Annotated in this window: 18 protein-coding genes, 2 tRNA genes and 1 other RNA gene; 13 read left to right on the top strand and 8 right to left on the bottom strand. The window is 48.1% G+C overall.

The genetic code is table 11. The features are described 5' to 3' along the window. Positions 1 to 57: 57 nt before the first annotated feature. Complete coding sequence (ppk1, locus tag PUP29_RS03435; protein ID WP_079547214.1) at positions 58 to 2,187, bottom strand: polyphosphate kinase 1; 2,130 nt, start codon at positions 2,185 to 2,187, stop codon at positions 58 to 60. Positions 2,188 to 2,349: 162 nt separating this feature from the next. Between ppk1 and PUP29_RS03430 the strand changes: the two genes are divergently transcribed. The 3 genes from PUP29_RS03430 to PUP29_RS03420 are packed head-to-tail and all read left to right on the top strand — an operon-like array spanning position 2,350 to position 6,301. Next, positions 2,350 to 2,535, top strand: coding sequence for a hypothetical protein (locus PUP29_RS03430; RefSeq protein ID WP_079547215.1), 186 nt, complete (start codon positions 2,350 to 2,352; stop codon positions 2,533 to 2,535). 20 nt (positions 2,536 to 2,555) lie between these two features. Further along, positions 2,556 to 5,192: a valine--tRNA ligase gene (locus tag PUP29_RS03425; protein WP_079547216.1), complete on the top strand. Its 2,637-nt coding sequence runs from the start codon at positions 2,556 to 2,558 to the stop codon at positions 5,190 to 5,192. A 2-nt stretch (positions 5,193 to 5,194) separates the two neighbouring features. Next, positions 5,195 to 6,301: a bifunctional folylpolyglutamate synthase/dihydrofolate synthase gene (locus PUP29_RS03420; RefSeq protein WP_079547217.1), complete on the top strand. Its 1,107-nt coding sequence runs from the start codon at positions 5,195 to 5,197 to the stop codon at positions 6,299 to 6,301. Here PUP29_RS03420 and PUP29_RS03415 read toward each other — a convergent pair. Beyond that, positions 6,293 to 6,817 carry a DUF4364 family protein gene (locus PUP29_RS03415; RefSeq protein ID WP_079547218.1) on the bottom strand — a complete coding sequence of 175 codons (525 nt, stop codon included), beginning with the start codon at positions 6,815 to 6,817 and terminating at the stop codon, positions 6,293 to 6,295. The genes PUP29_RS03420 and PUP29_RS03415 overlap by 9 nt on opposite strands. A 105-nt stretch (positions 6,818 to 6,922) precedes the next feature. On the opposite strand from PUP29_RS03415, the gene PUP29_RS03410 reads away from it, so the two are divergent. After that, a tRNA-Val gene (locus PUP29_RS03410) sits at positions 6,923 to 6,999 on the top strand. A 349-nt stretch (positions 7,000 to 7,348) separates the two neighbouring features. Here the strand turns inward: PUP29_RS03410 and PUP29_RS03405 are convergent. After that, positions 7,349 to 8,341, bottom strand: coding sequence for a linear amide C-N hydrolase (locus PUP29_RS03405; protein ID WP_079547219.1), 993 nt, complete (start codon positions 8,339 to 8,341; stop codon positions 7,349 to 7,351). A gap of 169 nt (positions 8,342 to 8,510) precedes the next feature. Between PUP29_RS03405 and PUP29_RS03400 the strand changes: the two genes are divergently transcribed. The 4 genes from PUP29_RS03400 to PUP29_RS03385 all read left to right on the top strand — a co-directional run bounded on the left by PUP29_RS03400 (position 8,511) and on the right by PUP29_RS03385 (position 14,246). Beyond that, the gene (locus PUP29_RS03400; RefSeq protein ID WP_079547220.1) at positions 8,511 to 9,920 is read left to right on the top strand and encodes an amidophosphoribosyltransferase; all 1,410 of its coding nucleotides are present in this window, start codon (positions 8,511 to 8,513) and stop codon (positions 9,918 to 9,920) included. Between the two features lie 246 nt (positions 9,921 to 10,166). Continuing rightward, complete coding sequence (locus tag PUP29_RS03395; RefSeq protein ID WP_079547221.1) at positions 10,167 to 10,634, top strand: MarR family winged helix-turn-helix transcriptional regulator; 468 nt, start codon at positions 10,167 to 10,169, stop codon at positions 10,632 to 10,634. Then, positions 10,631 to 12,364: an ABC transporter ATP-binding protein gene (locus tag PUP29_RS03390; RefSeq protein ID WP_079547222.1), complete on the top strand. Its 1,734-nt coding sequence runs from the start codon at positions 10,631 to 10,633 to the stop codon at positions 12,362 to 12,364. Before PUP29_RS03395 ends, PUP29_RS03390 begins: the two co-directional genes overlap by 4 nt. Continuing rightward, positions 12,357 to 14,246 carry an ABC transporter ATP-binding protein gene (locus PUP29_RS03385; protein WP_079547223.1) on the top strand — a complete coding sequence of 630 codons (1,890 nt, stop codon included), beginning with the start codon at positions 12,357 to 12,359 and terminating at the stop codon, positions 14,244 to 14,246. The genes PUP29_RS03390 and PUP29_RS03385 overlap by 8 nt, the downstream gene beginning before the upstream one ends. 49 nt (positions 14,247 to 14,295) lie before the next feature. Here the strand turns inward: PUP29_RS03385 and PUP29_RS03380 are convergent, their stop codons facing one another. The 4 genes from PUP29_RS03380 to PUP29_RS03360 all read right to left on the bottom strand — a co-directional run bounded on the left by PUP29_RS03380 (position 14,296) and on the right by PUP29_RS03360 (position 16,579). Further along, a complete protein-coding gene (locus tag PUP29_RS03380) occupies positions 14,296 to 14,523 on the bottom strand; it encodes a hypothetical protein (RefSeq protein ID WP_079547224.1) in 228 nt (75 codons plus the stop codon). Positions 14,524 to 15,250: 727 nt separating this feature from the next. After that, positions 15,251 to 15,324 (bottom strand) — tRNA-Gln (locus PUP29_RS03375). 11 nt (positions 15,325 to 15,335) lie between these two features. Further along, positions 15,336 to 15,513, bottom strand: a non-coding RNA gene (ssrS, locus tag PUP29_RS03370) — 6S RNA. Positions 15,514 to 16,216: 703 nt separating this feature from the next. Next, positions 16,217 to 16,579, bottom strand: a complete 363-nt coding sequence (locus tag PUP29_RS03360; RefSeq protein WP_079547225.1) for a helix-turn-helix domain-containing protein — start codon at positions 16,577 to 16,579, stop codon at positions 16,217 to 16,219. Between the two features lie 201 nt (positions 16,580 to 16,780). On the opposite strand from PUP29_RS03360, the gene eno reads away from it, so the two are divergent. The 5 genes from eno (at position 16,781) to PUP29_RS03335 (ending at position 23,960) form a co-directional block, all read left to right on the top strand. Then, positions 16,781 to 18,064, top strand: a complete 1,284-nt coding sequence (eno, locus tag PUP29_RS03355; protein WP_079547226.1) for a phosphopyruvate hydratase — start codon at positions 16,781 to 16,783, stop codon at positions 18,062 to 18,064. 213 nt (positions 18,065 to 18,277) lie between these two features. Continuing rightward, positions 18,278 to 19,942 (top strand): AMP-binding protein, encoded by a 1,665-nt coding sequence (locus tag PUP29_RS03350; protein ID WP_079547227.1) that lies wholly within the window; start codon positions 18,278 to 18,280, stop codon positions 19,940 to 19,942. 11 nt (positions 19,943 to 19,953) lie between these two features. Beyond that, positions 19,954 to 20,814 (top strand): prolipoprotein diacylglyceryl transferase, encoded by an 861-nt coding sequence (gene lgt, locus PUP29_RS03345; protein WP_079547228.1) that lies wholly within the window; start codon positions 19,954 to 19,956, stop codon positions 20,812 to 20,814. 69 nt (positions 20,815 to 20,883) lie between these two features. Continuing rightward, positions 20,884 to 22,296, top strand: coding sequence for a nicotinate phosphoribosyltransferase (locus tag PUP29_RS03340; protein ID WP_079547229.1), 1,413 nt, complete (start codon positions 20,884 to 20,886; stop codon positions 22,294 to 22,296). 11 nt (positions 22,297 to 22,307) lie between these two features. After that, the gene (locus PUP29_RS03335) at positions 22,308 to 23,960 is read left to right on the top strand and encodes a PQQ-binding-like beta-propeller repeat protein (RefSeq protein ID WP_079547230.1); all 1,653 of its coding nucleotides are present in this window, start codon (positions 22,308 to 22,310) and stop codon (positions 23,958 to 23,960) included. 59 nt (positions 23,961 to 24,019) lie between these two features. Here the strand turns inward: PUP29_RS03335 and PUP29_RS03330 are convergent, their stop codons facing one another. After that, entirely contained in the window at positions 24,020 to 25,243 is a 1,224-nt protein-coding gene (locus PUP29_RS03330; RefSeq protein ID WP_079547238.1) for an AI-2E family transporter, read from the bottom strand. Between the last annotated feature and the right edge of the window lie 335 nt (positions 25,244 to 25,578).

The raw sequence follows: 25,578 nt of genomic DNA, 5'->3' as shown, positions 1-25,578 counted from the left end.
GAACCTGAAAAGCAAAAAGAGAATAAAAATGCAGAAAAGCTCGGTTTTACGAAAGCATCAGCGGCTGTCCTCCGGTAAGGGAACAGAGCCCTTGCGCACAAGCCATTCCGGAAGAGGATTGCCTGCCTCAAGATAGGCACACCGGAAGAGCTCGATCTGGCTGTCGACGGACGGTGCTCCCGGCGGTACGGGAAGCTTCTGATAGACTCCTTTTCCTATTTGGTGCCGTGCTTTTACATTATCCATAAGCTGGATATCGATCAATTGGTCGATCTCTTCCTTAAGATCGGGATCGAGGATAGGAACGGCGACCTCTACCCGCCGTTCGGTATTACGCGACATAAAATCTGCGGAAGAAATGTAAATTTTCCGCCGTTCTTTTGGGCCGAACATGTAAACGCGCGAATGTTCGAGATAACGGCCGACAATACTTGAAATCTCAATATTGCGTGTTTTACCGGTCTTTTCCACGTTCAGACAGCAAATGCCGCGTACGATCATTTTAATTTTGACGCCTGCATCGGACGCCGCGATCAAACGCTTTATGATGTCGGTATCATTGAGCGAGTTTATTTTAAAGATAAGCTCTGCCGGCGCGCCGGATTTTGCCATTAAAATTTCTTGATCGATATAGCGCAATACGGACTGCTTGAGCGTCAAGGGGGAAACCATCAGAATATCGGAATTTTCAACGAGACTCCCCATGCACAGATTCTTAAAGACATCCTGCGCGTTCATAGCAATCTCTTCGTTGGCTGTTATAAGAGAAAGATCTGTGTAGAGCTTGGCTGTACTTTCGTTATAGTTACCGGTACCGATCTGCGTAATAAAGCCAAGAGAACCATCTTTCTTCCTCAGTGTGATCAGCAAAAGCTTGGAATGGACTTTATAATCCTCGATACCGTAAATAAGGGAAGCACCGGCTTCCTGCAGCCGCTTTGACCAATCGATGTTGTTCTGCTCGTCGAAACGGGCGCGCAGTTCTACGACGGTAATTACTTCCTTTCCGTTTTCTGCGGCACGTATCAGAGCGTCGATCACTTTGGAATTGCGTGCTACACGGTATAAGGTGATCTTGATCGACATGACATTCGGATTGACAGCCGCCTCATCCAAAAGACGGATGAACGTCTTCATATCCTGATAGGGATAGGAAAGAAGTAAGTCCTTTTTCTGGAGCTGAGGGATCAGCTTCTTGTTTTGATCGATCTTTCCGGACGGCTGCGGAACGAGGGGAGGATAAAAAAGAGGCTTATATTTTTCATCCGTAAGCTGATTGCGCAGATCGGATACGAAAGAAAGGATCGTAGGCATTTCGTTGAAAAATACATCCTCCTGTGTGAGACCCAGATGCTTCATCAGACGTTTGGTGATCTCGTCGCTTTGGCTGCGGCAGATATCAAGACGTACAGGCTCGAGTTTTTTACGTTTCTTGACGATGATCTCCATGATATCCCGATAAGACATATCATAATCAAAGAAAGCCTCGTCGGCATCTATATCCGCGTTGCGCGTGATAGAAAAAATACTGCGCGCCTCTATCTTGTGCCGCGGAAAGACACGCTCCGCAAAATGATAGATCAAATCTTCGATCAGAGTGAATTTGATATATTTGCTGGGCAGGAGCAAAAGACGCTCGAAATATCCGCTTGCCGGAATGATGCCAAGCTGGCTTTTTCCTTCCTTTGATTTCAGCAGTACGGCGATATATACCGTATTGTTTTGGAGAAAAGGGAACGGGTGGTGCTTATCTAAGATGTGCGGAGAAAGCAGCGGCAGCACGTTCCGCTCAAAATAGCGTTCCAGAAAACGTTCTTCATATTTCGTAAGATGCGCACCCATACGGTAAAAAATCTGATAGTCCTCTAATTCCCGGAGAATTTCGATCAGAGCTCTGTTCTTGCGCGGTGTCAAGCGGTGTATTTCCCGGTTGATCGCACGAAGCTGCTCGAGCGTCGTCATACCGGAACGCGGATCTATTTCATCTTTTTTTAAGAGAAGCCGGTCATGCAGACCGCCGACGCGGACCATGAGAAATTCACTGAGATTGCTGTGATAGATCGCAATAAAGTTGAGCCGCTCGAACAGAGGATTAGATTTATCCTCAGCCTCTTCGAGGACACGTTCGTTGAATTTGATCCAGCTCAGGTCACGGTTTATGAGATGCTTATATTTATTCTCCGCCATAATACACTCCCGAATAATACGATCTTTTATTTTTATTATACCCCAAACACTGAAAAAACGACGAGGAAAATCATGGCCATACAAAAATTTTACAATTGCCGATTCCCTTGCTAATGGGGAGGAATAACGGTATAATAAAAAAGTATGTAAACAGGAGAAGCCATGGAATTTTTTGCAAATATCACAACGGTACAAATCGCGGGGCTTATTTTATTGGCGGGAGGCGCGGTGCTCAGCTTTGCGGCAAAATGGATCGCCGGCAGGCTGCGGCATAGGCATGCGGATATCGCTGTTAAAATAGCGGGTCTTTGCGTTGTGATTGCAGGATTTGTCATGATTTTTATTTAAGAGTGGTTGGAGGCAGAAGAATGCGCAAAGAGCTGAGCAAAACATACGACCCAAAGCAGGTGGAAGAAAAGCTGTATCAGAAATGGCTTGACAAGGGATATTTTCACGCGGAAGTCGACCACGGCAAAAAGCCTTTTACGATCGTGATCCCACCGCCGAATATAACGGGGCAGCTGCACATGGGGCATGCGCTCGATAATATGATGCAGGATGCGATCATCCGTACCAAGCGGATGCAGGGATATTCTACGCTGTGGATGCCGGGAACAGACCACGCGAGCATCGCAACGGAGGTAAAGATCGTAGACGCGCTGCGCAGCGAGGGAACGTCTAAGGAGGAGCTGGGACGTGAAAAGTTTTTAGAGCGTGCGTGGCAATGGCGCAGCGAGTTCGGCGGACGGATCGTTGAGCAATTGAAAAAACTGGGCTCGTCGCTCGATTGGGAGCGGGAGCGCTTTACGATGGACGAGGGCTGCAGCAGAGCGGTACGCGAGGTGTTTGTACGCCTGTATGAAAAGGGGCTTATTTATCAGGGAAACCGCATCATCAACTGGTGTCCCGAATGTATGACCGCACTTTCAGACGCGGAGGTCGAATATGAAGAACAGGATTCACATCTTTGGCATATGCGTTACCGGGCCGAAGACGGCGGAGAGGGCATCGTAGTTGCGACGACGCGCCCGGAAACGATGCTCGGGGATACGGCGGTTGCGGTCAATCCGGCGGACGAACGGTATAAAGACCTCGTCGGAAAAAATGTGATTCTGCCGCTGCTCGATAAGCCGATCCCGGTCGTGGCAGACGAATATGTCGATATGGAATTCGGTACCGGCGCGGTGAAGATCACGCCGGCCCACGACCCGAACGACTATGAAGTGGGCGAGCGGCACGGGCTTCCGATCGTGCGCGTCATGAACGATGACGGCACGATGGCGGATAATGCCGGAAAGTATGCTGGGCTCGACCGCGATGAGGCGCGCAGGCAGATCGTGGAAGACCTTGAAGCGTGCGGAGCGCTTGTGAAAATTGAAGAGTATAAGCATAACGTCGGACATTGCTACCGCTGTCATACTGTGATTGAGCCAATCATTTCGAAGCAGTGGTTTGTTCGCATGAAGGAGCTTGCACAGCCTGCGATCGAAGCAGTGGAAACGGGCAGAGTGAAATTTGTGCCCGAACGGTTCTCAAAGATATATTTCAATTGGCTGTATAATATCCGAGACTGGTGTATTTCCCGTCAGCTTTGGTGGGGGCACCGCATTCCAGCCTACACGTGCGCGCAGTGCGGAAAGCTCATCGTAGCGGCAGAGAAGCCGGACGCTTGTCCGGAATGCGGCTGTAAGGAATTCGCGCAGGACGAGGATGTGCTCGATACATGGTTCTCATCGGGGCTTTGGCCCTTCTCTACGCTTGGTTGGCCGGACAAAACGCCGGAGCTCGAATATTTTTATCCGACGAATGTGCTCGTGACGGGCTATGATATCATCTTTTTCTGGGTCGCGCGTATGATCATCTTCGGGCTCGAAGTAATGGGCGACGTTCCGTTCCATACGGTGGATATTCATGGCATTGTACGCGACAGCGAGGGGCGAAAAATGTCAAAGTCGCTTGGGAACGGGATCGATCCGTTGGAGGTGATTGGGAAATACGGAGCGGACGCGCTGCGGTTCTCGCTTGCTGTGGGTAACAGCCCGGGAAACGATATGCGTTTTTATTGGGAAAAAGTAGAAGCAGCCCGTAACTTTGCCAATAAAATATGGAATGCGTCGCGGTTCGTGCTGATGAACATCGGAGAGGACGCAATAGAGCCGATCAATGAGAGTAAATTAGATATTGCAGACCGCTGGATCCTTGCAAAGCTGAACGACGCTATCCGCGAATGTACGGCAGACATCGAGAAATATGACCTCGGCCTTGCCGCGCAGAAGATATATGATTTCTCGTGGAGCGAGCTGTGCGACTGGTATATCGAGATGGCGAAGCCGCGCCTATACGGGGAAGATGAAGCGGTGAAAAAAGCGACGGTCAGCGTGCTCGTTTATGTACTGGAGAACACGCTGAAGCTGCTGCACCCATTCATGCCGTTTATTACGGAAGAGATCTATACGAATTTGCCCGGAGCAGACGAGACGATCATGCTGGGGCCATGGCCATCCGTCGCCTATGAGGGCGAAAAAGAAAAAGCGGATATGATGAACGGCGTGATGGATATGATCCGTTCTATCCGCAATGTGCGTGCGGAGATGAATGTTCCGCCGAGTGTTAAAGCTAAAATCAATGTGCTGACAAAGCATCCGGATGCTATCCGTGAATGCTCGGAGTATTTGAAGCGCCTTGCCTATGCGAGCGATGTAGAGATCGTGGAAAGCAAAGAAGATATCCCGCGGGACAGCGTGTCCGCGGTTTGTGCGGTCGGGGAAGCGTTTATGCCGCTTGCGGAGCTGATCGACGTCGAAAAGGAGCTGGCGCGGCTCACAAAAGAAGCGGAGAAAAATGAAACCGAGATCAGGCGGGCAGAAGGCAAATTGGCGAACAAGGGCTTTACGGAAAAAGCACCGGCCAAGGTCGTGGAAGAAGAACGGGCCAAACTTGCGACCTATCTTGAGATGCGCACCAAACTGTCGGAACGCATTGCGTTTTTGGAGGGAATGAAATAAAGATGCGGTATATCCATTTGGCGGGAACGAACGCCAAGGGGTCCACGGCGCAGTATATTGCCGAAATGATAGCGGGGGAGTACAGCTGCGGACTTTTTACATCGCCGCATATCGTTTCCCCCCGCGAACGTATGAAAATAAACGGTCAGGAAATATCCCGGACGGAATATGATGCATATATGCAGCGCGCGAGAGGTGACGGAAACAGGCACCTCTTTTGTGTCTGGACAGATGCGGCGCTCGCATGGTTTAGAGACAGGCAGGTAGAATACGCTGTGATCGAAACCGGACTCGGCGGCCGTTTCGACCCGACTAACGTGGTTCCGGCAGATATACAGGTGCTTACGCCCATAAGCTATGACCACATGGCTGTGCTCGGAAATACTCTCACAGAGATCGCACGGGAAAAATGCGGTATCATCAAACCGAATGCCACGGTGTTTTCTCATCCTCAGCCGGAAGAAGCGATGCGCGTGATTCGGCAGACATGCAGAGGAAAGCATGCGCAGCTTATTGTGCTGGACAAATCAAAAATACATGTGAAGGAAAGCACGCCGGCGGGCCAAAGATTTGATTTTTCTTATGACGGGAAACAGTATCGCGACCTTGTGATACGGGCGGCTTCTCCCATGCAGATAGAAAATGCATGTGTCGCGCTTATGGCGGCCGTCCAAGCAGGAATCGGGGAAAGCCCGGTTCGGGAGGGGCTGCGGCGGACTGCAATCACCGCCCGCGCTCAGATTGAGGGAAAAATAGTGATCGATGGAGCACATAATCCGGCGGCAGTAAAGGAATTGGCGCGGATGCTTGAAAAGTACTATCCCAACGAGGACGTCACGGTCCTTACGGCTGTTATGCAGGATAAAGACCTACAGGGCATTGCGGACGAGATCGGCCGTTTCGCCGATAGGGTTGTGTGTACCTGTGCAGAGAAAAGAAGAGGGCTTCCGGCGAAAGAAATGGCCTCCTATTTCCAGTGCTCCACTGCGGTGGAGGCGCCGGATCATGCTTTTGCGGAAGCAAGACGGCAGGCAGAACAAAAAAAGGGCCTGCTGGTCGTGTGCGGCTCCTTTTATTTGGCGTCCTATGTGCTCGAAAGCTTAGCCTAAACGCAGGATCACATCTTTATAAATATTGACCGCATTTTTTCGCCAGTTATCTACGATGTTCTGTGCTTCGGTCTTTGAATATACGATACTGTTGATTTCGAAGATAGTGCGGTCATGCTCAAGAACTTTCAGAATGACCCGGTATTCGTTCTGCGAAAGCTTGATATATTCGCCGACTAACTGAGATTCCAGCTCCAGCTCGCCGCGATGCTCCTTGAGATATGCATCGACTGTTTCACGAAAAGAAAGGCGAAGATCGTTCACAAGCACGTTCAGCATATTCTCGCCCGCTTCGGTAATACCATAGACGGTATTTTGAGGGGTCATTTTAGAATAGAGGTGTCCGCCTTGCTCAAGCTCGAAAATACATTCCTTCAAATCGAAATAGCCCATGAACGAAAGCTCGGCCATGATGCGGACCAATTGCAGCTCAGAAAGAGCCATTCCGCTTTTCTGAAGCAGATAAAGCAATAATAATTTATTGTGTGCCATCGTTTGCTTTGGCTTTATTTGCATAATAAAAATCCCTCCGGTTTTTATTATACCATACCCGAAAATCTTTCGAAAGGAATGCTTGAAATTTACATGATTTTATGTATAATAAGAAAGGTAATGAAGCTTGGGGTTGTAACTCAGTTGGTCAGAGTACCACGTTGACATCGTGGAAGTCGCTGGTTCGAGCCCAGTCAACCCCACCACGTCGCGGTGGATTCCGCGATTTATAACCCGCTCAGAAAACCGAGCGGGTTTTCAAATCGCTCCTTTACCGCAAAAAGCCCGGCGGCGCTGCGGCTATTCGCTTGTAAACGCGCGAGCAACGCCTTCGCTGCTTACCGCTTTTTCGCGGGATGCGCGCCTACGGCGCGATTTATTACAAGCAAGGAGTTCATATTTGGTAGGTGTACCCATACCGGAGCAAAACAGGTCTTGCTCCGGTTTTCTTTTCGTGAAATATTTTTTGAGGATATCCTTGTGCTGCCATTATACGAGAAATGCGGCTGTTTTTATAGGGAACAGGCGCCGCCTGTTAGAAATTGGAACGGATCATCAGACCATACGGATCGTTTCAAATTGCTGGGAACGTGGGAGCTTCCATATTTTTGCGTCAGGCGCGTTTCTGTCGTTATCATACAGACTGATCTTGCAGATTTGACTGTTATTATATGTCTTAAAATAATAGGTACACGTATCACAGAACATAGCGGAAGAGTATTGCGTATAATCCGGAATCTTCCGGTCGGTCATAACACTGCCTTTTGGGATATCCACGGAAGCTAAAATGTGGAAAGCGGCAGTTAGGGTCTCCGTTTCAGTTCGCGGATGCTTGAGCGTTTCTTTTCCAAAAAGGACACGGAGAAATCTGGAGGGCGGAGTATAGTCTCCCGGAAGGCCGAACGTTCCGGAGCCTTGACTGAACGGAGCAAAGGAATAGCCGCCCAATGTGATTGGCTTGAGTTGATTCGGACGCACGCCGATATAGTTCCGAATATTTGTCAGATGCCAGTTAAGGTCCGGGCTGTTCGACATGACGCCAACGGGATTATCATATATCTTAAGGCCGTCTTCGAGCGGCTCTATCACGATACAGGCCCCCGTTTTGTCCGTAATGATCCAATGGAAGGGCGGAGTGAGCCCAAGCATTTTGACCTGCATATCAATGATATTGAGTTTTGGGAGCGCCTCGCGGACCTCGTCGACGCTTGCAAAGCTCGATAAAAGCCAAAATACTACCTCGTGCGGAGCGAGATTCAGCATTCCTTCCGAGATGGTATCGTGGTAGGATGCATAACCGGGAAAATAGAGAACAGCACAGCAAAGCCCGCGATCGTTGATGCCGTCGGCAAAGATATATTCCTCCTGAAACCTTCCCAGTCCTGTAAAGGCATATTTTGTCTTATACATTTTTTCATCGGGTCCTGCACGCCACGAATAGTTTCGTGGGACCAAGACCACGTCCGGGTCTAATTCAAACGAAAAGTCCATTGTACGCGCGAGCATATTAGGGCCTTCCGGTGTTTGATAGGTAAAACTTGTACACATAATTCCATCTCCTGCTTTCTGTTGATACTATAAGTTAAACTGCGAAGCGAAGCGTTAAACGGGAGGCTGCTGTGCAGCATAGCGAAAAGAAAATATATTTTTGTGTAGTCCGCGCCTGCCGAAAATGATATAATCGTTATGGATAAAATATGCAACGGAGGAAAAAGCAGTGGGCGGCGTATTTGGAGCGGCGAAAAAAGGGAATTGTGCTTACGACTTGTTTTTCGGAACAGACTATCATTCGCATTTAGGCACATACCGCGGAGGAATGACGGTCTATTCAGACGGAAAATTTCTGCGGGCGATCCACGGAATACAAAATTCGCCTTTTCGTACAAAATTTGAACGGGATGTAGAAGACCTGACGGGCCCGATGGGGATCGGAAGTATTTCGGATACGGCTCCGCAGCCTCTTACCGTGCGGTCTCACCTCGGAACCTATGCCGTGGCTACGGTGGGGCGCATCAATAACACGGATGAGATCATCGGGAGATGCTTCAGCAACCATTTTGCCCAGTTTTCCGAAATGGGGAACGGTCAGGTGAACCCAACGGAGTTGGTGGCCGCGCTGATTGGCAGTCAGGAAACGCTTGCGGAAGGAATACGTTATGCGCAGGAACTGATAGACGGCTCAATGACGATGCTGGTGCTCACCAAAGAAGGCATTTATGCGGCCCGGGATAACGTCGGACGCACCTCTTTGGTGCTTGGCGAAACGGAGGATGGCTACTGCGTGGCATCGGAGAGCTTTTCCTTTTTGAATCTTGGTTACCACGATGTGCGGGAATTAGGACCGGCAGAGATCGTTCTGATCACGCCGGAGGGGATAGAACAGATCCTGCCGCCCAAGCAGGAGATGAAAATATGTGCCTTTTTATGGACCTATTACGGCTATCCAACGACCTATTACGAAGGTGTAAATGTGGAGCAGATGCGCTATGAAAGCGGACGGCTGCTTGCTTCGCGGGATAAGGGCAGTGTACAGCCGGATTCTGTGGCAGGCGTGCCCGATTCCGGAACGGCGTATGCAATTGGATATGCGAACTGCTCGGGCATTCCGTTTGCGCGGCCCTTTATTAAATATACGCCGACGTGGCCAAGATCGTTTATGCCGCAAAAGCAGGATTTGAGGAATCTGATCGCGCATATGAAGCTGATTCCGGTAGAAGGGCTCATCAAAGGGAAAAAGCTGCTGATGATCGACGATTCTATCGTCCGCGGAACACAGATGAGGGAAACGACGGAATTTCTGTATCAGAGCGGTGCGCGCGAAGTGCATGTGCGTTCAGCCTGCCCGCCGATTTTATTCGGATGTAAATATCTGAACTTCTCGCGTTCGACTTCGGACCTCGCTCTGATTGCGCGGAAAATGATCGCACGGCGCGAAGACCACGTATCTATGGAGCTTTTGCAGGAATATGCCAATCCAAACAGCGAATGCCATGAATGCCTGACAGATATGGTATGCAAGGAATTACACTTCACCTCGCTGCGGTATCATCGTCTGGACGATTTGGAGAAATCGGTTGGGATCGAGCCGTGTAAATTGTGCACCTATTGTTGGAACGGAAAGGAGTAACGGTGGGGATATAGCTGTGGAAGCGTTTTTGAAAACAAACGAAAAGCGGAGTAGGATCGCAGGAAATAGTATGATAACGGGCGTGGATACGCCCGTTATTTTATGAAAAAAGAAAAGCATAGAAGGGCAGTTTATTCGTATTGAAAACGAAAAAAATCCTATTGACATATAAAATAATTGTTTTTATAATAAGTAACATGCTACAGAATAAAAGTGTAGCACACTACGAAAAAGGAAGGCTTTTGGATGGATACGCACAGTATTGGCGGGATGATAAAAATATTGAGCGAAGCAATCGGTCAGAAGACGAATGCCGACTGCAAGGAGTTCAATCTGACGATGCAGCAAATGAAGATACTTCGCTTTCTGAAGCTGCGTGAGGGAAAAAAAATAACGAGTCAAAAGGATATACAAGAGTATATGAAGATATCACATCCGACGACGGTGAACATCATTCGCCTGCTGAGGGAGAAAGGATTTATCCAAACGTCGACAAGCGAGAAAGACAAACGAATGCGGATCGTCTCGCTGACGGGGCAGGAAGAACGGTTTTTTCAGGATATCATACGGTGCAGAGACGCCATGGAACAGGAGCTCATCCGAGGGTTGACGGAAAAGGAACAGGATGATCTGCGCCGCTATCTGAAGCATATTTATAGAAATATCTGTGAACCGGACAAGCAGGATATCAAAGGAGGGAAACGAGCTATATGAACAGATTATTGATGAGATCCTTGCGCGAATATAAAAAACAGTCGTTTCTGGCGCCTGTCTTTGTTATTTTAGAGGTGCTGATGGAGGTTCTGATCCCATTCCAGATGGCCAAGATCATAGACACCGGTATTCAGGGACAGGATATGAATTATATCATCCAAGTAGGTCTCGAACTCGTTGTCATGGCTATGCTTGCGCTTCTGTTCGGCGCTCTGGCCGGAAAATATGCAGCGGAAGCAGGCGCAGGCTACGGCAAAAATCTAAGGCATGATATTTTTTATAAAATACAGGAATTTTCCTTCAAGAATATCGACCATTTTTCAGCGCCGAGTCTTGTGACGCGAATGACGACGGATATCACCAACGTCCAGATGGCATATATGTTCACGATCCGTCTGCTTGCCCGCGCGCCGATCATGATCATTCTTTCGATGGTCATGACATTCAGTATCAATACGGATATAGCGCTGCTGTTTTTGATCGCAATACCGGTGCTTGGCATTGCACTGATCGCCATTGCGAAGATAGCGCATAAATATTTCATCAAGGTTTTTGATGAATATGATGTGCTGAACAACGATGTGCAGGAAAATGTCAATGCGGCCCGTGTCGTTAAGGCCTATGTGCGGGAAGACTTTGAAGACCGGAAATTTCAGAAAATTTCTCAAACGATTTTCAAGCTGTTCACGAAAGCAGAAAAGATCGTCGCGCTGAACGGGCCGGTCATGACGTTCGTGATGTATGCGGTCATCCTGATCATGGTGCTGATCGGCGGAAAAGCGATCGTAGGCGGAAGCATGGAAGCAGGCGAGCTGACAAGCGTTTTGGTATATGCGATGCAGATACTGATATCGCTGATGATCGTATCGTTCGTTTTTGTTATGATCATGATCGCGGAAGCATCGACAGACCGCATTACAGAGGTCATGAAAGAAGTGCCGGAGATGCAGGATAAAGAAAATGCGGTAAAAGAAGTAAAAAACGGAGATATCGATTTCGAAGATGTGAACTTCAGTTATGCGGGAAAGGGCGGAAAGCTTGCGCTGAAAAATGTAAACCTGCATATTAAGTCGGGCCAAATGATCGGCATATTCGGAGGAACCGGAAGCGCTAAGACGACTTTGGTGCAGCTGATACCGCGGCTTTACGATGTAACGGAGGGCAGCGTTAAGGTAGGCGACGTCGATGTGCGGGAATATAATCTGGAAGCGTTGCGCGATCAGGTGGCGGTAGTTCTTCAGAAAAACGTACTGTTTACCGGAACGATTTATGATAATATCCGCTGGGGCGACGAGGAAGCAAGCGATGAAGAGGTACAGCGCGTGTGCCGGCTCGCGCAGGCGGATGGATTTATCCGGGAGTTTCCAAATGGTTATGATACGATGATCGTGGAGGGCGGAAACAATGTTTCCGGCGGACAGAAGCAAAGACTTTGTATTGCGCGTGCACTCCTTAAAAAACCGAAAATATTGATTCTGGATGATTCGACGAGCGCTGTGGATACCAAAACGGACGCACTGATCCGTAAAGCTTTCCGGGAAGAGATACCGGATACGACAAAGATCATCATTTCTCAACGGGTCTCCTCTATTGAGGATGCAGACCAGATCATCATTATGGATAATGGAGAAGTGAACGGAATCGGTACTTCGGAAGAACTGTTGAAAACTAACCAGATCTACCGTGAGGTTTATGAATCGCAGGTAAAGGGGAGGTCTGAAGATGAATAAGAAAAAGCAGGGCAAGATGAGCAAAAATACGCTGAAAACAGCGGGCAGACTGCTGAAATATGTTACGGGGACCTATAAAAAAGAATTCGTCATCGTTATCGTGTGCATTATTCTTTGCTCGATCGCGACGATCGCAGTATCGTTTTCCATGAAATATTTGCTGGACGATTATATTCTGCCGCTTGTCGGGCAGACAGATCCGGATTTCGGAGGCCTATATCAGGCGCTCACGGTTCTGGCATGCATCTTTATCGTCGGCGTAGTCGGCTCTTTCCTGTACAGCAGGCTGATGGTAAAGATCGGGCAGGGTGTTCTGAAACGGGTGCGCGATGAGATGTTTGAACATATGCAGACCTTGCCGATCAGGTATTTCGATCAGCATACCAATGGTTCTATCATGAGCCTTTATACGAATGATACCGATACGCTGCGGCAGATGATCAACCAGTCTGTTCCGCAGGTGCTGATGTCTGCAATTACGATCATTGTTACGTTTATTGCCATGCTGGTACTGAGTCCGCTTCTTACCCTGCTTGCAGTCGCTATGATCTTTGTGATGTTCCTTGTCGCGAAAAAGCTGGGCGGAAGCAGCGGAAAGTATTTCATAAAGCAGCAGATGGATGTTGCCGATGTAACGGGATATGTGGAAGAACAAATGAATGGGCAGCGTGTTGTCAAAGTGTTCAATCACGAAGAAAAATCGGAAGAGGAATTCGACGTGCTGAACGAGAAATGGTATCATAGCTCTTCGCGGGCGCATACCTTTGCAAGTATCATGGGCCCGGTCATGGGGAATATTGGGAATATCCTCTTTGTGCTGACTGCTATATTAGGAGGCGTGTTGCTGCTGGAGGGGATCGGCGGTCTTACGATTGGTACGATCGTCGCCTATCTCCAGTTTACCAAAAGCTTTACGCAACCGTTCATGCAGGTCGCGCAGCAGTTCAATGCCATTATTATGGCGCTTGCAGGTGCGGAACGGATATTCCGCATGATGGATGAGGAGCCGGAGGTGGACGATGGATATGTTACGCTGGTAAATGCGAAAAAGGATGCGGACGGCAACATCATAGAGTGCGAAGAAAGGACCGGGATGTGGGCATGGAAGCATCCGCATCAGGCGGATGGAACTGTTACCTATACAGAACTGAAAGGAGATGTGCGTTTTTACGATATGTCCTTCGGATATACGCCCGATAAAATGGTGCTGCACGACTTGACGTTATATGCAAAGCCGGGCCAGAAGCTGGCGTTTGTCGGTTCCACAGGGGCCGGTAAGACGACGATCACGAACCTCATCAACCGTTTCTATGATGTTCAGGACGGCAAGATACGCTATGATGATATCAATATCAATAAAATCAAAAAAGCGGATCTGCGCCATTCCTTGGGTATCGTCTTGCAGGATACGCACCTGTTTACCGGAACGATTATGGAAAATATACGCTATGGGAAGCTGGAGGCAACAGACGAAGAGGTATATGAAGCGGCAAAGCTTGCATACGCGGACCAGTTTATTCAACGGCTTCCGAACGGCTATGACACCATGCTGACCGGAGATGGGGAAGAGCTTTCACAAGGCCAAAGACAGCTTCTTGCAATCGCGCGGGCTGCGATCGCTAACCCGCCTGTGTTGATTCTGGATGAAGCGACTTCCAGCATCGATACCCGTACGGAGGCGATTGTACAAAAGGGTATGGATAATCTGATGAAAGGCAGAACGGTATTTGTCATTGCGCACAGGCTTTCTACGATTCGGAACAGCGATGCGATCATCGTGTTGGAGCATGGAAGGATCATCGAACGCGGTACACACGAAGAACTGCTGAAGCTGAAAGGAACGTATTATCAGCTTTATACAGGAAAGCTGGAACTTTCCTAAGAGGAAAAAGAGCACGGACTAAAATCCGTGCTCTTTTCTCTATAGAAGCTTAAGATTTCATATCGCGGTATTCGATATTTCCGCATTTTTTGCATCGGATCTGGAGTCTGTTTACAGACGGACAGCCGATAATGTCCCAATCCTTGCAGCCGCATTGATTGCATACGGCATATTTGTTGCCATACCAATGATGCTCTGGATTGACTTCGACTCCGCCGTTTGCCTCCTGCAACTCTTCCTCTGTGAGCGGCACTCCTTTTACATCTGTAATTTTCATTTTTGCTGACCTCCTTGTATCGATTTCAGGTTGTTTTTCCTGTATCAAATTGATGATATAATATACGAATCGATTTTACAAGCATCTCAAAACGAGACAGGAAAGGAGCGCTTATGGAAAAGATGAGCGCACTATAGCTTATATGTATGAGAATGATTACGGACAGAAAACAGGAATGGAATATCGTACTGAAAGGATATGCACAAGGAAAGAAAAAGAGGATAAAATACTCTGTGTATGTTTTAGAAATAGATAAATTCTGTCAGTCGTTTTCCATAGAAAAACTGATTCATGCCCGAAGTGCAAACCGAAAATAGATACTGTAATATTTGCACTCATCGTGGACATGAAATGTGGACATGAAATAAAGAAGGGGATGGGTCGATTTGCAAGGGATAATATAGTAGAAAATATGTATTAAAAGAATTCGGAAATAGTAGAAAAATGCGAGCTATAAATTATCTCTTTTATATTTGATTTGGTATGCATAAATAAAAATTCCCCGGCGTAGTCAGGGGTATTTTTATTATTGATTTGAAGTGACCCGCCCCTTGCGGCGCAGGCATATGCTTATAAAGGTTGGCAACGACAGTGAGCCGTCGCGAGGGCACCTATAACAGAACGGCGAGCCGAGCGCGACTTTTTGCGGAAGAAGGAGGAAGCGTGGAGCAAGCAGTTGATTTTTTATAAAATAAAAAAATCGGAACGAGTACAACCCGTTCCGACGTGGCAGCGGAATAAGGGCTCGAACCTTAACTAAACGAGTCAGAGTCGTTTGTGCTACCATTACACAATTCCGCTATCTTTTCTAAATTACCCCCAAAGTGCCGTCCGCCTTGCTTCTAAAACCCGCCTCACGGCAGGTGGGTATCCTGTTTGCAGCTTCAGGCTTTCTGCCCGTAACAGACTTGCTCACTGCTGTAAAACCCGGATTCCCGAATTTAGAATGTGGGTTTAAAATACAAAGCGTAACGCACACCCCAGGAAAACAATATCTAATTTTCGTGTATTATAATATCATAGGAGGCAGGATTTGTAAACCCTCATTTTCTGATATCGGCTTTGTTTTTTATTCATATGGAACAAAGGGGCTGAGGAACTTGATATGGAAAATATAATTATATGCATAAATACAGCATTTAAGAACTATTCTCAATCAAGAAAGCAACCATTTCGCCACGAATTTATCATGATTGAATGAGCCTTGATATGACAAAAAGAGCAAGAAGAGGTTGCGCTAAAACACGTCTCTTTTTTTCTTATGGCTACGATTATGCTTTGCTTCAGGCATAAATTTCAACACGGATTTCATAAGCTCGTTTTGTATTTCATCCTCTCATTCTCCGTCTGTCCTTATGCTGACCTTACCGTTTTCATAGCAGGAGGAGCGCAAATATAATTTTGATATATCCGTCATAAAGCCTAAAAATTTCTTTGATTGCCTGTTCGTTACCGTTGTGTCGGACGTATTGATGATCTTACCATAAGCAGGGTAACCACAAGCTTTTATTATTTTCTTTCATTCACCGACGTTTGCAATTTTTACGTTCATCTCTTGCTTGTACAGCTTGCAGAAGAATGCAATACATGGGTAAGTAAAGCCCGGAAAAAAGGAAAAGCCCGTACAGGACATATAGTTTGCACGAGCTAAGCCAATATAACAGCTTCTGAGAATACGCAAGAAATCAGAGTGTTATTTTGCGAAAAAAATTCCATAAACGACAATAACGGCAAAGAAAACAAGAGCTGCAGCTCCAATTGCAAGACATACTTTGATAAATTTTTTGCCTTCATTCATGTCGTTATATACTGAAGATAATTTTTCGCTATTTATATTTTTTTCTCTTACTTCCTGCACATCAATATCCTTTACCAATTCATCTAATGACAAGCCGAAATAATCGCTCAATAATACTAAACGCTGAAAATCCGGATAGGATTGGCAAGATTCCCATTTTGAAATAGTTTGTCTCGAAACTTTTAATTCATTCCCCAATTCCTCTTGTGAAAGCCCTTTGGATTTTCTTAAGCTTATTAGCTTTTCATTGAAATTCATAAACTGCCTCCTAATATTGTTTTGATTTGCGGCCGCAGGAAAAGTATTACAGATACAGACGGTTTCTTCAACCAACCTTTGTTGGAATTTTGTCAACCAATTGTAACAAAGACATTATTTTGCGTTTTCATTAAAACAGAAAAAGTGTATATAGCACCCGAAATGGGTATCTATCTTCAAAGGGACAAGGAGGAGCAGGACATGAGAAGAGAATACGAAATCATTTCCGTAAGAGGGCGCGAGATCATAGATTCACGCGGAGAACCTACAGTAGAAGCTGAAGTAGAACTGGCGGGCGGGGCGGTTGGCAGGGCCAGCGTGCCTTCCGGCGCTTCCACCGGGATATTTGAGGCGCACGAGCTGCGCGATGAAGATGCGCTGCGGTTTCATGGGCACGGCGTTTTAAAGGCAGTCGGGCATGTAAACGGAACGATTGCGGATATTGTTCGGGGCATGGACGCATCGCGGCAGGCCGACGTTGACCGCGCGATGCTCGCGGCGGATGGAACGGAGAATAAAACGGTGCTGGGAGCCAATGCGATTCTCGCGGTATCGCTGGCTGCTGCAAGAGCGGCGGCTCGTGCGATGCATATACCGTTCTACCGCTATTTAGGAGGAACAATGGCGCATATTCTTCCCGTTCCGATGATGAATATTTTAAACGGAGGCAAGCATGCCTCCAATAATATCGATATCCAGGAATTTATGATCGTTCCGGTAGGCGCCCACAGCTTTCGTGAAGCGCTTCAATGGGGAAGTGAGGTTTATCATGCGCTTGGGGTGCTTTTACGGAAACGGGGACTGCCGACTGCTGTAGGAGATGAAGGCGGATTTGCCCCGGATCTCAGAAATGACGAAGAAGCGCTACAAATGATTGTCGAGGCGATCGAAGCCTCCGGCCGTACTACGGACGAGATAGGACTGGCGGTCGATGCGGCGGCCAGTGAGTGGTATGCGGACGGGCAGTACACTTTGCCAAAGCGGAAGCAGCGGTTAAAGACAGACGAGCTGATTGGCTACCTTAAGGAATTGACACGCAGGTTCCCGATACTTTCTATAGAGGATGGCCTTTCAGACCGGGACTGGAGCGGATGGAAAACGCTCACGCAGGAACTGCCGATCCAATTAGTGGGCGACGATCTATTTGTCACTAATACACGACGGCTGCGGAAAGGGATAGGCGAGCGGGCCGGAAATTCTATTTTGGTGAAAATAAACCAAATCGGGACTCTGACAGAAACCTTTGAAGCGATCGATATGGCTCGGGATGCGGGATATACCGCTGTTATATCTCACCGGTCGGGCGAAACGGAAGATACCAGTATCGCAGATATCGCGGTGGCTGCAGGAACCGGGCAGATCAAGACGGGCGCGCCTGCCAGAACGGAACGGACTGCAAAATATAACCGTCTGCTCCGAATCGAAGAGGAACTGGGAGAAGCGGCGGTTTATGCAGGAAAGAGCGTCATGTGGTACAGAAAATAAGAAGCAGGCAAACGATTTGCGGTCCTGCAAATTGCCCTGTGTGCGCGGCAGACAAAATGACGCACATGCGTTGGGCAGAAAGAATCATGAAAAATGCGGAGAGCGGGTTGGTGTTCTCCGCATTCTTTTTAACACCCCATGTTGCGCGCAGCCTCCTTTTTTGATAAAATATACAAGTTAAAGTTTGAATCAATTTTCAAGGGAGGCAACGATATGTCTGCATTGATGGAAATAACGATCGGAGACCTGCTCGAGAAGCAGGCGGCTTTATATCCGGATCAGGATTGTTTGGTCTCGCCTTATCTTGGTGTCCGTTATTCGTACCGGGAATTTAACGAACTGACAGACCTTGTGGCGCGTGCATTTATGGGAATGGGCATAGGAAAAGGCGATAAGGTCTCTATCTGGGCCAGCAATTACCCGGAATGGATGATCACCCAGTTTGCCACCGCCAAAATGGGTGCAGTCATGGTTACGGTCAACACCAACTATAAACAGTTTGAACTGGAATATCTTCTGAAGCAAAGCGACACGATGACGCTCATCATGATGGAGGGCGTAAAAGACAATAATTATGTGAATCATATTTATGGGCTGTGCCCGGAACTCAAAGAGTCGGAGCCGGGACAGCTTTCCTGCGAGCGCCTGCCATTCCTCAAGAACATCATCTTTTTGGATGAAGAAAAGCATCCGGGTATGTATCAGTGGAACGACATTTTTGCTTTTGCAGATAAGGTGAGCCCGGAGGAACTGGCTGCAAGGAAAAAAGAGCTGGATATACACGATGTGATCAATATGCAGTATACGTCCGGGACCACAGGCTTCCCCAAAGGCGTTATGCTGACGCATTACAATCTGGTCAACAACGGAATGGCGATCGGCGACTGCATGAAGCTCACGCATGAAGACCGGCTGTGTATCCCAGTACCGCTTTTCCATTGCTTCGGCTGCGTTTTGGGCGTCATGGCCGCATATACGCATGCGGCGTCTATGATATTGATCGATCATTTCAATCCACTTAAGGTCATGGGCGCGATTCAGAGCGAACGGTGTACGGCGGTGCACGGTGTTCCTACGATGTTCATTTCCATGCTGGATCATCCGGATTTTAAGAAATATGATTTTTCAACACTGCGGACGGGGATCATGGCGGGTTCGCCCTGCCCGATCGAATTCATGAAGCGGGCGATGGCCGATATGAATATGCGGGAGATCACGATCACCTACGGACAGACAGAATCTTCCCCGGCGATCACCATGACGAGCACGGACGATCCGATCGAAGTGCGCGTAGCTACTGTCGGAAAGAAGATACCGCATGTAGAAGCAAAGATCGTCGACCCGGAAACGGGGGAGGACGCGCCGTTTGATACACAGGGCGAAATTGTTGCACGCGGCTACAATCTGATGAAAGGCTATTATAAAATGCCGGAAGCGACTGCGCAGGCGATTGATGCGGACGGTTGGCTGCATACGGGCGACCTTGGCACTATGGATAAAGACGGCTATTTCAAAATCACAGGCCGGCTGAAAGACATGATCATCCGCGGCGGCGAGAATATTTATCCGCGCGAGATCGAAGAATTCCTGTATACGAATGCAAAAGTACGCGACGTGCAGGTGATCGGTGTGCCGGATAAGCGGTATGGCGAAGAAGTGCTAGCCTGCATCGTGTTGAAGGATGGCGAAGAGGCAACGGAAGAGGAAATGATCGAGTTTGTGAAAAACGGACTTTCCAGATTCAAGGCGCCGCGCTATGTGCGTTTTGTAGAAACGTTCCCCATGACAGCCAGCGGGAAAATACAAAAATATAAGATGCGCGAATGGGCCATCGAAGAGCTGGATCTCAAAGATGCGGCAAAAATAGAAACTGCGTGAGGAAGTAAAACATGGGAACGCCGGACAAAATAGCGATCCACAATTTATTCGGGATAGAAGGCCTCGATATAGCGTGGTATGGAATACTGATTGCCGCAGGGATCGTTGCGGGCGTCATGCTTGCGGTCCACGAAGCGAAAAGGCGGGGCTATACGTCGGAGCTGCTGGTAGATTTTATGATTTTGGCTCTTCCGCTTGCAATCATTGGAGCGCGCATCTATTATGTGGCGTTTGAATGGGATTATTACTCCCAGCACCCCGATGAGATCATCGCGGTCTGGAACGGCGGTATTGCGATCTACGGGGCGGTCATCGGCGGCATCGTCGCGGCGCTCATTCTTGCCAAATGGCGGAAATTCCCGATGGGACGGCTGCTCGATATTTGTGCGCCCGGCCTTATTTTAGGGCAGGCGATCGGACGTTGGGGAAATTTTGTAAATCAGGAAGCATTCGGGAATATCGTAACAGACCCGAATCTCCAGTTTTTTCCATATGCGGTGTATATTGAAGAGCGTTTCACCGGTACAGAATGGGTGATCGATCAATGGGTGCAGGCGACGTTTTTCTATGAAAGCATGTGGGATATTGGCGTAATGGTCCTGCTTCTTGTGTATGCACGCAGGACAAAGCATGACGGGAATGTATTTGCCATGTATTTGATTGGATATGGGGCAGGGCGCTTCTGGATAGAGGGGATCCGCGTTTCAACACTACAAACAGGCTTCGGAATGCCCGTCTCGCAGCTCCTTTCTCTGATATTGGTCATCATAGGGATTCTGTATATTCTTATTATGCATAAAAAGAATAAGCCAAATGCGTTCTACGATGGGAAATATTGCAGGGAATACCAGAAAGCGCAGACACAGGAATAACGAAGATGGGCGGATCTCTCCGCCCTTAAATTTTAATGGCAAGAGGTGGATGGTGTGAGAAATTTAACGATGATGACGGATCTGTACCAACTAACGATGATGTACGGATACTTCAAAGCAGGGAAGCACAAGGAGCGGGCGGTCTACGACCTGTTTTTCCGCCGTCAGGGAGATGAGACCAATTATGCAGTCTGTGCGGGCCTTGAGCAGGTGATCGATCTGATCAATAATCTGCGTTTTGAAGAAGAGGATATCAAATATCTGCGTTCCCTGAAGCTTTTCGATGAGGAGTTCATGGCGTATTTAAGAGATTTCCGCTTCACCGGAGAGATTTATGCGATGCCGGAAGGAACTGTTGTGTTCCCGATGGAACCGCTGGTGCGTGTCAGCGCACCCATTAGTGAAGCGCAGCTTGTGGAAACGGCGCTTCTCAATATTGTGAATCATCAGACACTTATCGCCACAAAAGCAAGCCGTGTCGTCTATGCGGCGCAGGGAGACCCGGTGCTGGAATTCGGGCTGCGCCGGGCGCAGGGGCCGGATGCCGGCATCTACGGTGCGCGCGCAGCGATCATCGGCGGTTGCACCTCGACCTCCAATGTGCTTACGGCGCAAATGTTTGGCGCGACGGCTGCGGGCACGCATGCGCACAGCTGGGTCATGAGCTTCCCGGACGAGCTTTCCGCATTCCGCGCCTATGCGGATACGTTCCCATCGGGTTGTATGCTGCTTGTGGATACCTACGATACGCTGAAAAGCGGGATCCCGAATGCTATTACAGTCTTTAAGGAGTTGCGCAAAAAAGGATATGAGCCGGTGGGAGTGCGGCTTGATTCGGGGGATTTGGCCTATCTGTCAAAACAAGCGCGTAAAATGCTGGACGAGGCGGGATTCCCGGCTGCAAGGGTCTTTGCATCGAGCGATCTTGACGAATATACGATTGCCGATCTGAAGCAGCAGGGAGCGAAAATTGATGTATGGGGCGTGGGTACGCGCCTTATCACCGGACACGACCATCCGGCGCTCGGCGGCGTCTATAAATTGTGCGCCAATACGGAGGACGGAAAAATGGTTCCCAAGCTCAAAATCAGTGAGAATGTGTGGAAGATCACAAACCCGGGTATCAAAAAGGTCGCTCGTATTTATGGAAAAAAAGACCACATGGCGATCGCAGACCTCATCATGCTGGAGCATGAAACGATCGATGAAACGAAGCCGCTGACGATTTTTGATCCAATCGAGACATGGAAGAAAATGACGGTTACGGATTATGAGATACGCGAGCTGCTCGTGCCGGTATTTGAGGATGGGAAGCAGGTCTATCGATCGCCGTCTTTAAAGGAAATACAGGATTATGCGGCAAACGATATGGCGACGTTCTGGGACGAGTTCAAACGGATCAAGCGGCCGCACCTCTATAAGGTGGACCTTTCGGACGAGCTGTATAATCTGAAAAAGAAATTGCTGAATGAACAGAAATAAGAGGATAACAGATGAAAACAAGTCGTTGGTTTCGGATTTTTATGATGGCGCTCGATACAGTCGTGCTCTTCTTCCTGCGCATGTTCCGCAGGTTCGACCACGTCTATCAGTATGAAAATATAGAGGGCGGAACGATAAACGAAAGACCGCGTGCAGTCAAAGGAACCGCACAGGCGGACCTCGGGATCGAGTGCGAGCTGGAGCTGAATGGAACGCCCGTGCAGGAATATCAACGGGGAAAGAAGATGGATTTTCCGATTGGCCGTTCCTATACGGATATGGAAGGGATCGTAACGTTCCGCGGAGATAATTTCAGGAGCGGAGCGGCGTTCGGAACGCTTTCCCATACGCCGAAAGCGTTGGAAAAGGCATGGTCTGTTTCCACCGGCCGGCTGCAAAAAGGATATGGAAAAGGATATTGGACCGGGAGCGGATGGACGGGGCAGCCGCTGATCGTCCGGTGGAACCCGGAGCTTCGCAGGCTCATGAACATCTATCCGCATAAAAAGGAAAAAGATGGGCTTACGGAAGCGATCTATTCCACGATGGATGGAAACGTTTATTTTATTGACATTGAGGACGGTGAAAAAACACGCGACGATCTCTATGTAGGGCTTCCCTTCAAGGGAGCGGGAGCGCTCGACCCGCGTGGAATCCCAATGCTTTATCTTGGGCCGGGAGATTCCTGCGGAGATGAGCCTGCGCGCGGCTTTATTTACAGCTTGATCGACTGCAAAAAGCTGTATGAATTCGGGGCAAACGACCCGTTTTCTCTGCGTAAATTTCATGGATATGACAGCTCGGTATTGATTTCGGAAAAAACGGATACGCTGATCGCGCCCGGAGAGAACGGCATCCTGTATACGATGAAGCTGAATACGAAATTCGACCGGGAGACGGGCGAGCTATCCATCGCTCCGTCGGATATTCTAAAGCTGCGGTATAAAACGTGGCGCTCCAGTGAGCAACGCTATTGGCTGGGCATGGAAGACAGCGGCGTGATGTGGAATAATTATCTCTATATTGCGGACAATGGCGGGAACCTGATGTGCATCGATACCGATACGATGAAGATCGTATGGGCGCAGGATGTGGTGGATGATACGAATGGTTCGCCGGTGTTCAGCGTCGAAGATGATGTACCTTATATTTATATCGCGACTTCCCTTCATTGGACGGCAAGCCGCAGGCTGAAGCTTGGAGACGTGCCGATATTCAAGATCAACGCGGTCACAGGAGAGTATGTGTGGCGACATACCTATCTTTGTAATACGGTTGCCGGTATCTCGGGCGGAGTACAGGCAACATGTGTCAATGGCAAGCATAATATCTCCGATTTAGTCCTTTTTCCTGTCGCACGTACGCCGCAGGTGCGTGCGGGGATCCTCGTGGCGCTGGATAAGAAAACGGGACGCGAGGTATGGCGCTATCATACGGGCAGATATGTTTGGAGCTCGCCCGTTGATATTTATGATGGAGATGGAAACGCATATATTATTGTGTGTAATTCGGCAGGCGATATGGACCTGCTTGAGGGACGCACAGGCAAACTGATTTCGCGGCTCAACTTTGGAGCGAACATTGAGGCGTCTCCGGCGGTTTTTGAGAATATGCTGGTCGTAGGTACACGGGGGCAGGAGATCGTTGGCGTAAAAATTTCATAATTAAAGTTTATGGCAAATAAAAAAACGGGCAAACTCCCGCCCGTTTTTTATTTGGTTTTTCACTCAATGACGTTTTTTTTCTGCCTGCGCTTTTTATGCGGGCTTTTTTGGATCACATCTTTAGGCGTGGTATATTTTTCTGCCGCGACACCTTTCTTTTCGAGCGAACGGTTGATGCAGGCTTTGATAAGAGAATAAATGATCGTAAAGACGGGAACACCGAGCAGCATGCCCCAGAAACCGAATAGACCGCCGAACAGGATGAGTGCGAACAGGACCCAAAAGGCAGACATGCCGATGTTAAGCCCAACAATTTTCGGCATAATGATATTGCCGTCTATCTGTTGGAGAATCAGAATAAAGATAACAAACGCCAGTGCATATAATGGATCAACGATCAACAGAATAATTGCGCTCGGGATCGCACCTAAAAAAGGGCCGAAGAAAGGAATGATATTGGTACAACCAATGATGACCGCAATAAGAAGCGCATAAGGGAAGCCGCATACGGTCATGAAGATAAAGGTCGTAACGCCTACGAAAGCGGCATCGATCAGGGTTCCGTTGATAAAACCGAGAAAGACATTATTCGAATACCGGAGAACATCGAGAAAACGATCGGCAAAGCTTTCCGTAAAGACGGCGTAGACAAGTTTTTTGGCCTGCCTTTTGAATTTCTCGCGTGCGAATACGACATAAATGCTGACGATCAAGCCGACAAAAAAATTAAAAAGACCAGTTCCCACGCTCGTTATCATAGTGGGCAGGCTGTCTATCAGCTTATCGAAAAAGGAGGTAACGTCGAGTACGGTGTTGCGCAGGTTTGAGATCTGATCGGCGACCTGCGGTGTGTAGATCCCCCACGAATCCAAAAAGCCAACGACCGTCTCCTGAAGCTGGTCGAGATATGCGGGGATATTATTGAAGAGCATGGTCAGGCTGGCGAATACTTGGGGAATAACGGAATAAATAAGCAGAGCAAATAGTGCAAATGCGATCAGGATGACAGTAAGAATAGAAAGAGAACGGCGCAGACGCGGATGCGGTTTCCTGCGTTCCACGAAGCGAAACCAATGCTTTTCTACAAAGCGGCAGGGGCGCACAAGCAAATAAGCGATGGCGAAACCCACGATAAAAGGCATGAGTATCGTGAAAAAGGCAGCGACCGCGCTGCCGAAGAATTGGATGTTCAGGAAAAACAAAACGATCATTGTAATGATTGCCGCAGCAATAATAGCGTAAACGGTAATGGTCGTATATTTTTTATTCCACTCTACTTTCATGAACAGCTCCCGTATCGAATTGATTTCATCATTATACACTATATAAGAAGGGGATGACAATGGAACAGTGGGGGTTTTTTACGAAAATACAAAAGCAACACCGCATAAGCGATGCTGCCTCCGCAATTTATTGGTCCCCACCAATATATAACGAATCAACTATTTTTATTGTAGCAAAATCATACGGAAAAGGCAAGTGTGTTGCAAATTGAAACAAAATATGAAAGAAAAGACAAAAAAATTGCAAAAAATTGCAAAAAATACTGTAAAAACCATTGAAATCTACTTGTTTTTGAATTTTACAAGTGTTATAATGTCAAAGTAATATTAAAGAA

It is taken from the genome of Christensenella massiliensis, assembly GCF_040409835.1.
In the GTDB taxonomy this organism is placed as follows: Bacteria; Bacillota; Clostridia; order Christensenellales; family Christensenellaceae; genus Christensenella; species Christensenella massiliensis.
Note: the sequence above shows the minus strand (reverse complement) of the source record. Positions and strands in the feature narration are given on the sequence as shown.

What these genes read in the sequence shown, in the direction of transcription:
- PUP29_RS03350 (WP_079547227.1), top strand. Translation starts at nt 18,278, where the DNA reads ATGTCTGCATTGATGGAAATAACGATCGGAGACCTGCTCGAGAAGCAG.
- PUP29_RS03430 (WP_079547215.1), top strand. Translation starts at nt 2,350, where the DNA reads ATGGAATTTTTTGCAAATATCACAACGGTACAAATCGCGGGGCTTATT.
- ppk1 (WP_079547214.1), bottom strand. Translation starts at nt 2,187, where the DNA reads ATGGCGGAGAATAAATATAAGCATCTCATAAACCGTGACCTGAGCTGG.
- PUP29_RS03425 (WP_079547216.1), top strand. Translation starts at nt 2,556, where the DNA reads ATGCGCAAAGAGCTGAGCAAAACATACGACCCAAAGCAGGTGGAAGAA.
- PUP29_RS03335 (WP_079547230.1), top strand. Translation starts at nt 22,308, where the DNA reads ATGAAAACAAGTCGTTGGTTTCGGATTTTTATGATGGCGCTCGATACA.
- PUP29_RS03385 (WP_079547223.1), top strand. Translation starts at nt 12,357, where the DNA reads ATGAATAAGAAAAAGCAGGGCAAGATGAGCAAAAATACGCTGAAAACA.
- PUP29_RS03380 (WP_079547224.1), bottom strand. Translation starts at nt 14,523, where the DNA reads ATGAAAATTACAGATGTAAAAGGAGTGCCGCTCACAGAGGAAGAGTTG.
- eno (WP_079547226.1), top strand. Translation starts at nt 16,781, where the DNA reads ATGAGAAGAGAATACGAAATCATTTCCGTAAGAGGGCGCGAGATCATA.
- PUP29_RS03395 (WP_079547221.1), top strand. Translation starts at nt 10,167, where the DNA reads ATGGATACGCACAGTATTGGCGGGATGATAAAAATATTGAGCGAAGCA.
- PUP29_RS03420 (WP_079547217.1), top strand. Translation starts at nt 5,195, where the DNA reads ATGCGGTATATCCATTTGGCGGGAACGAACGCCAAGGGGTCCACGGCG.
- PUP29_RS03405 (WP_079547219.1), bottom strand. Translation starts at nt 8,341, where the DNA reads ATGTGTACAAGTTTTACCTATCAAACACCGGAAGGCCCTAATATGCTC.
- lgt (WP_079547228.1), top strand. Translation starts at nt 19,954, where the DNA reads ATGGGAACGCCGGACAAAATAGCGATCCACAATTTATTCGGGATAGAA.
- PUP29_RS03330 (WP_079547238.1), bottom strand. Translation starts at nt 25,243, where the DNA reads ATGAAAGTAGAGTGGAATAAAAAATATACGACCATTACCGTTTACGCT.
- PUP29_RS03390 (WP_079547222.1), top strand. Translation starts at nt 10,631, where the DNA reads ATGAACAGATTATTGATGAGATCCTTGCGCGAATATAAAAAACAGTCG.
- PUP29_RS03360 (WP_079547225.1), bottom strand. Translation starts at nt 16,579, where the DNA reads ATGAATTTCAATGAAAAGCTAATAAGCTTAAGAAAATCCAAAGGGCTT.
- PUP29_RS03340 (WP_079547229.1), top strand. Translation starts at nt 20,884, where the DNA reads ATGATGACGGATCTGTACCAACTAACGATGATGTACGGATACTTCAAA.
- PUP29_RS03415 (WP_079547218.1), bottom strand. Translation starts at nt 6,817, where the DNA reads ATGCAAATAAAGCCAAAGCAAACGATGGCACACAATAAATTATTATTG.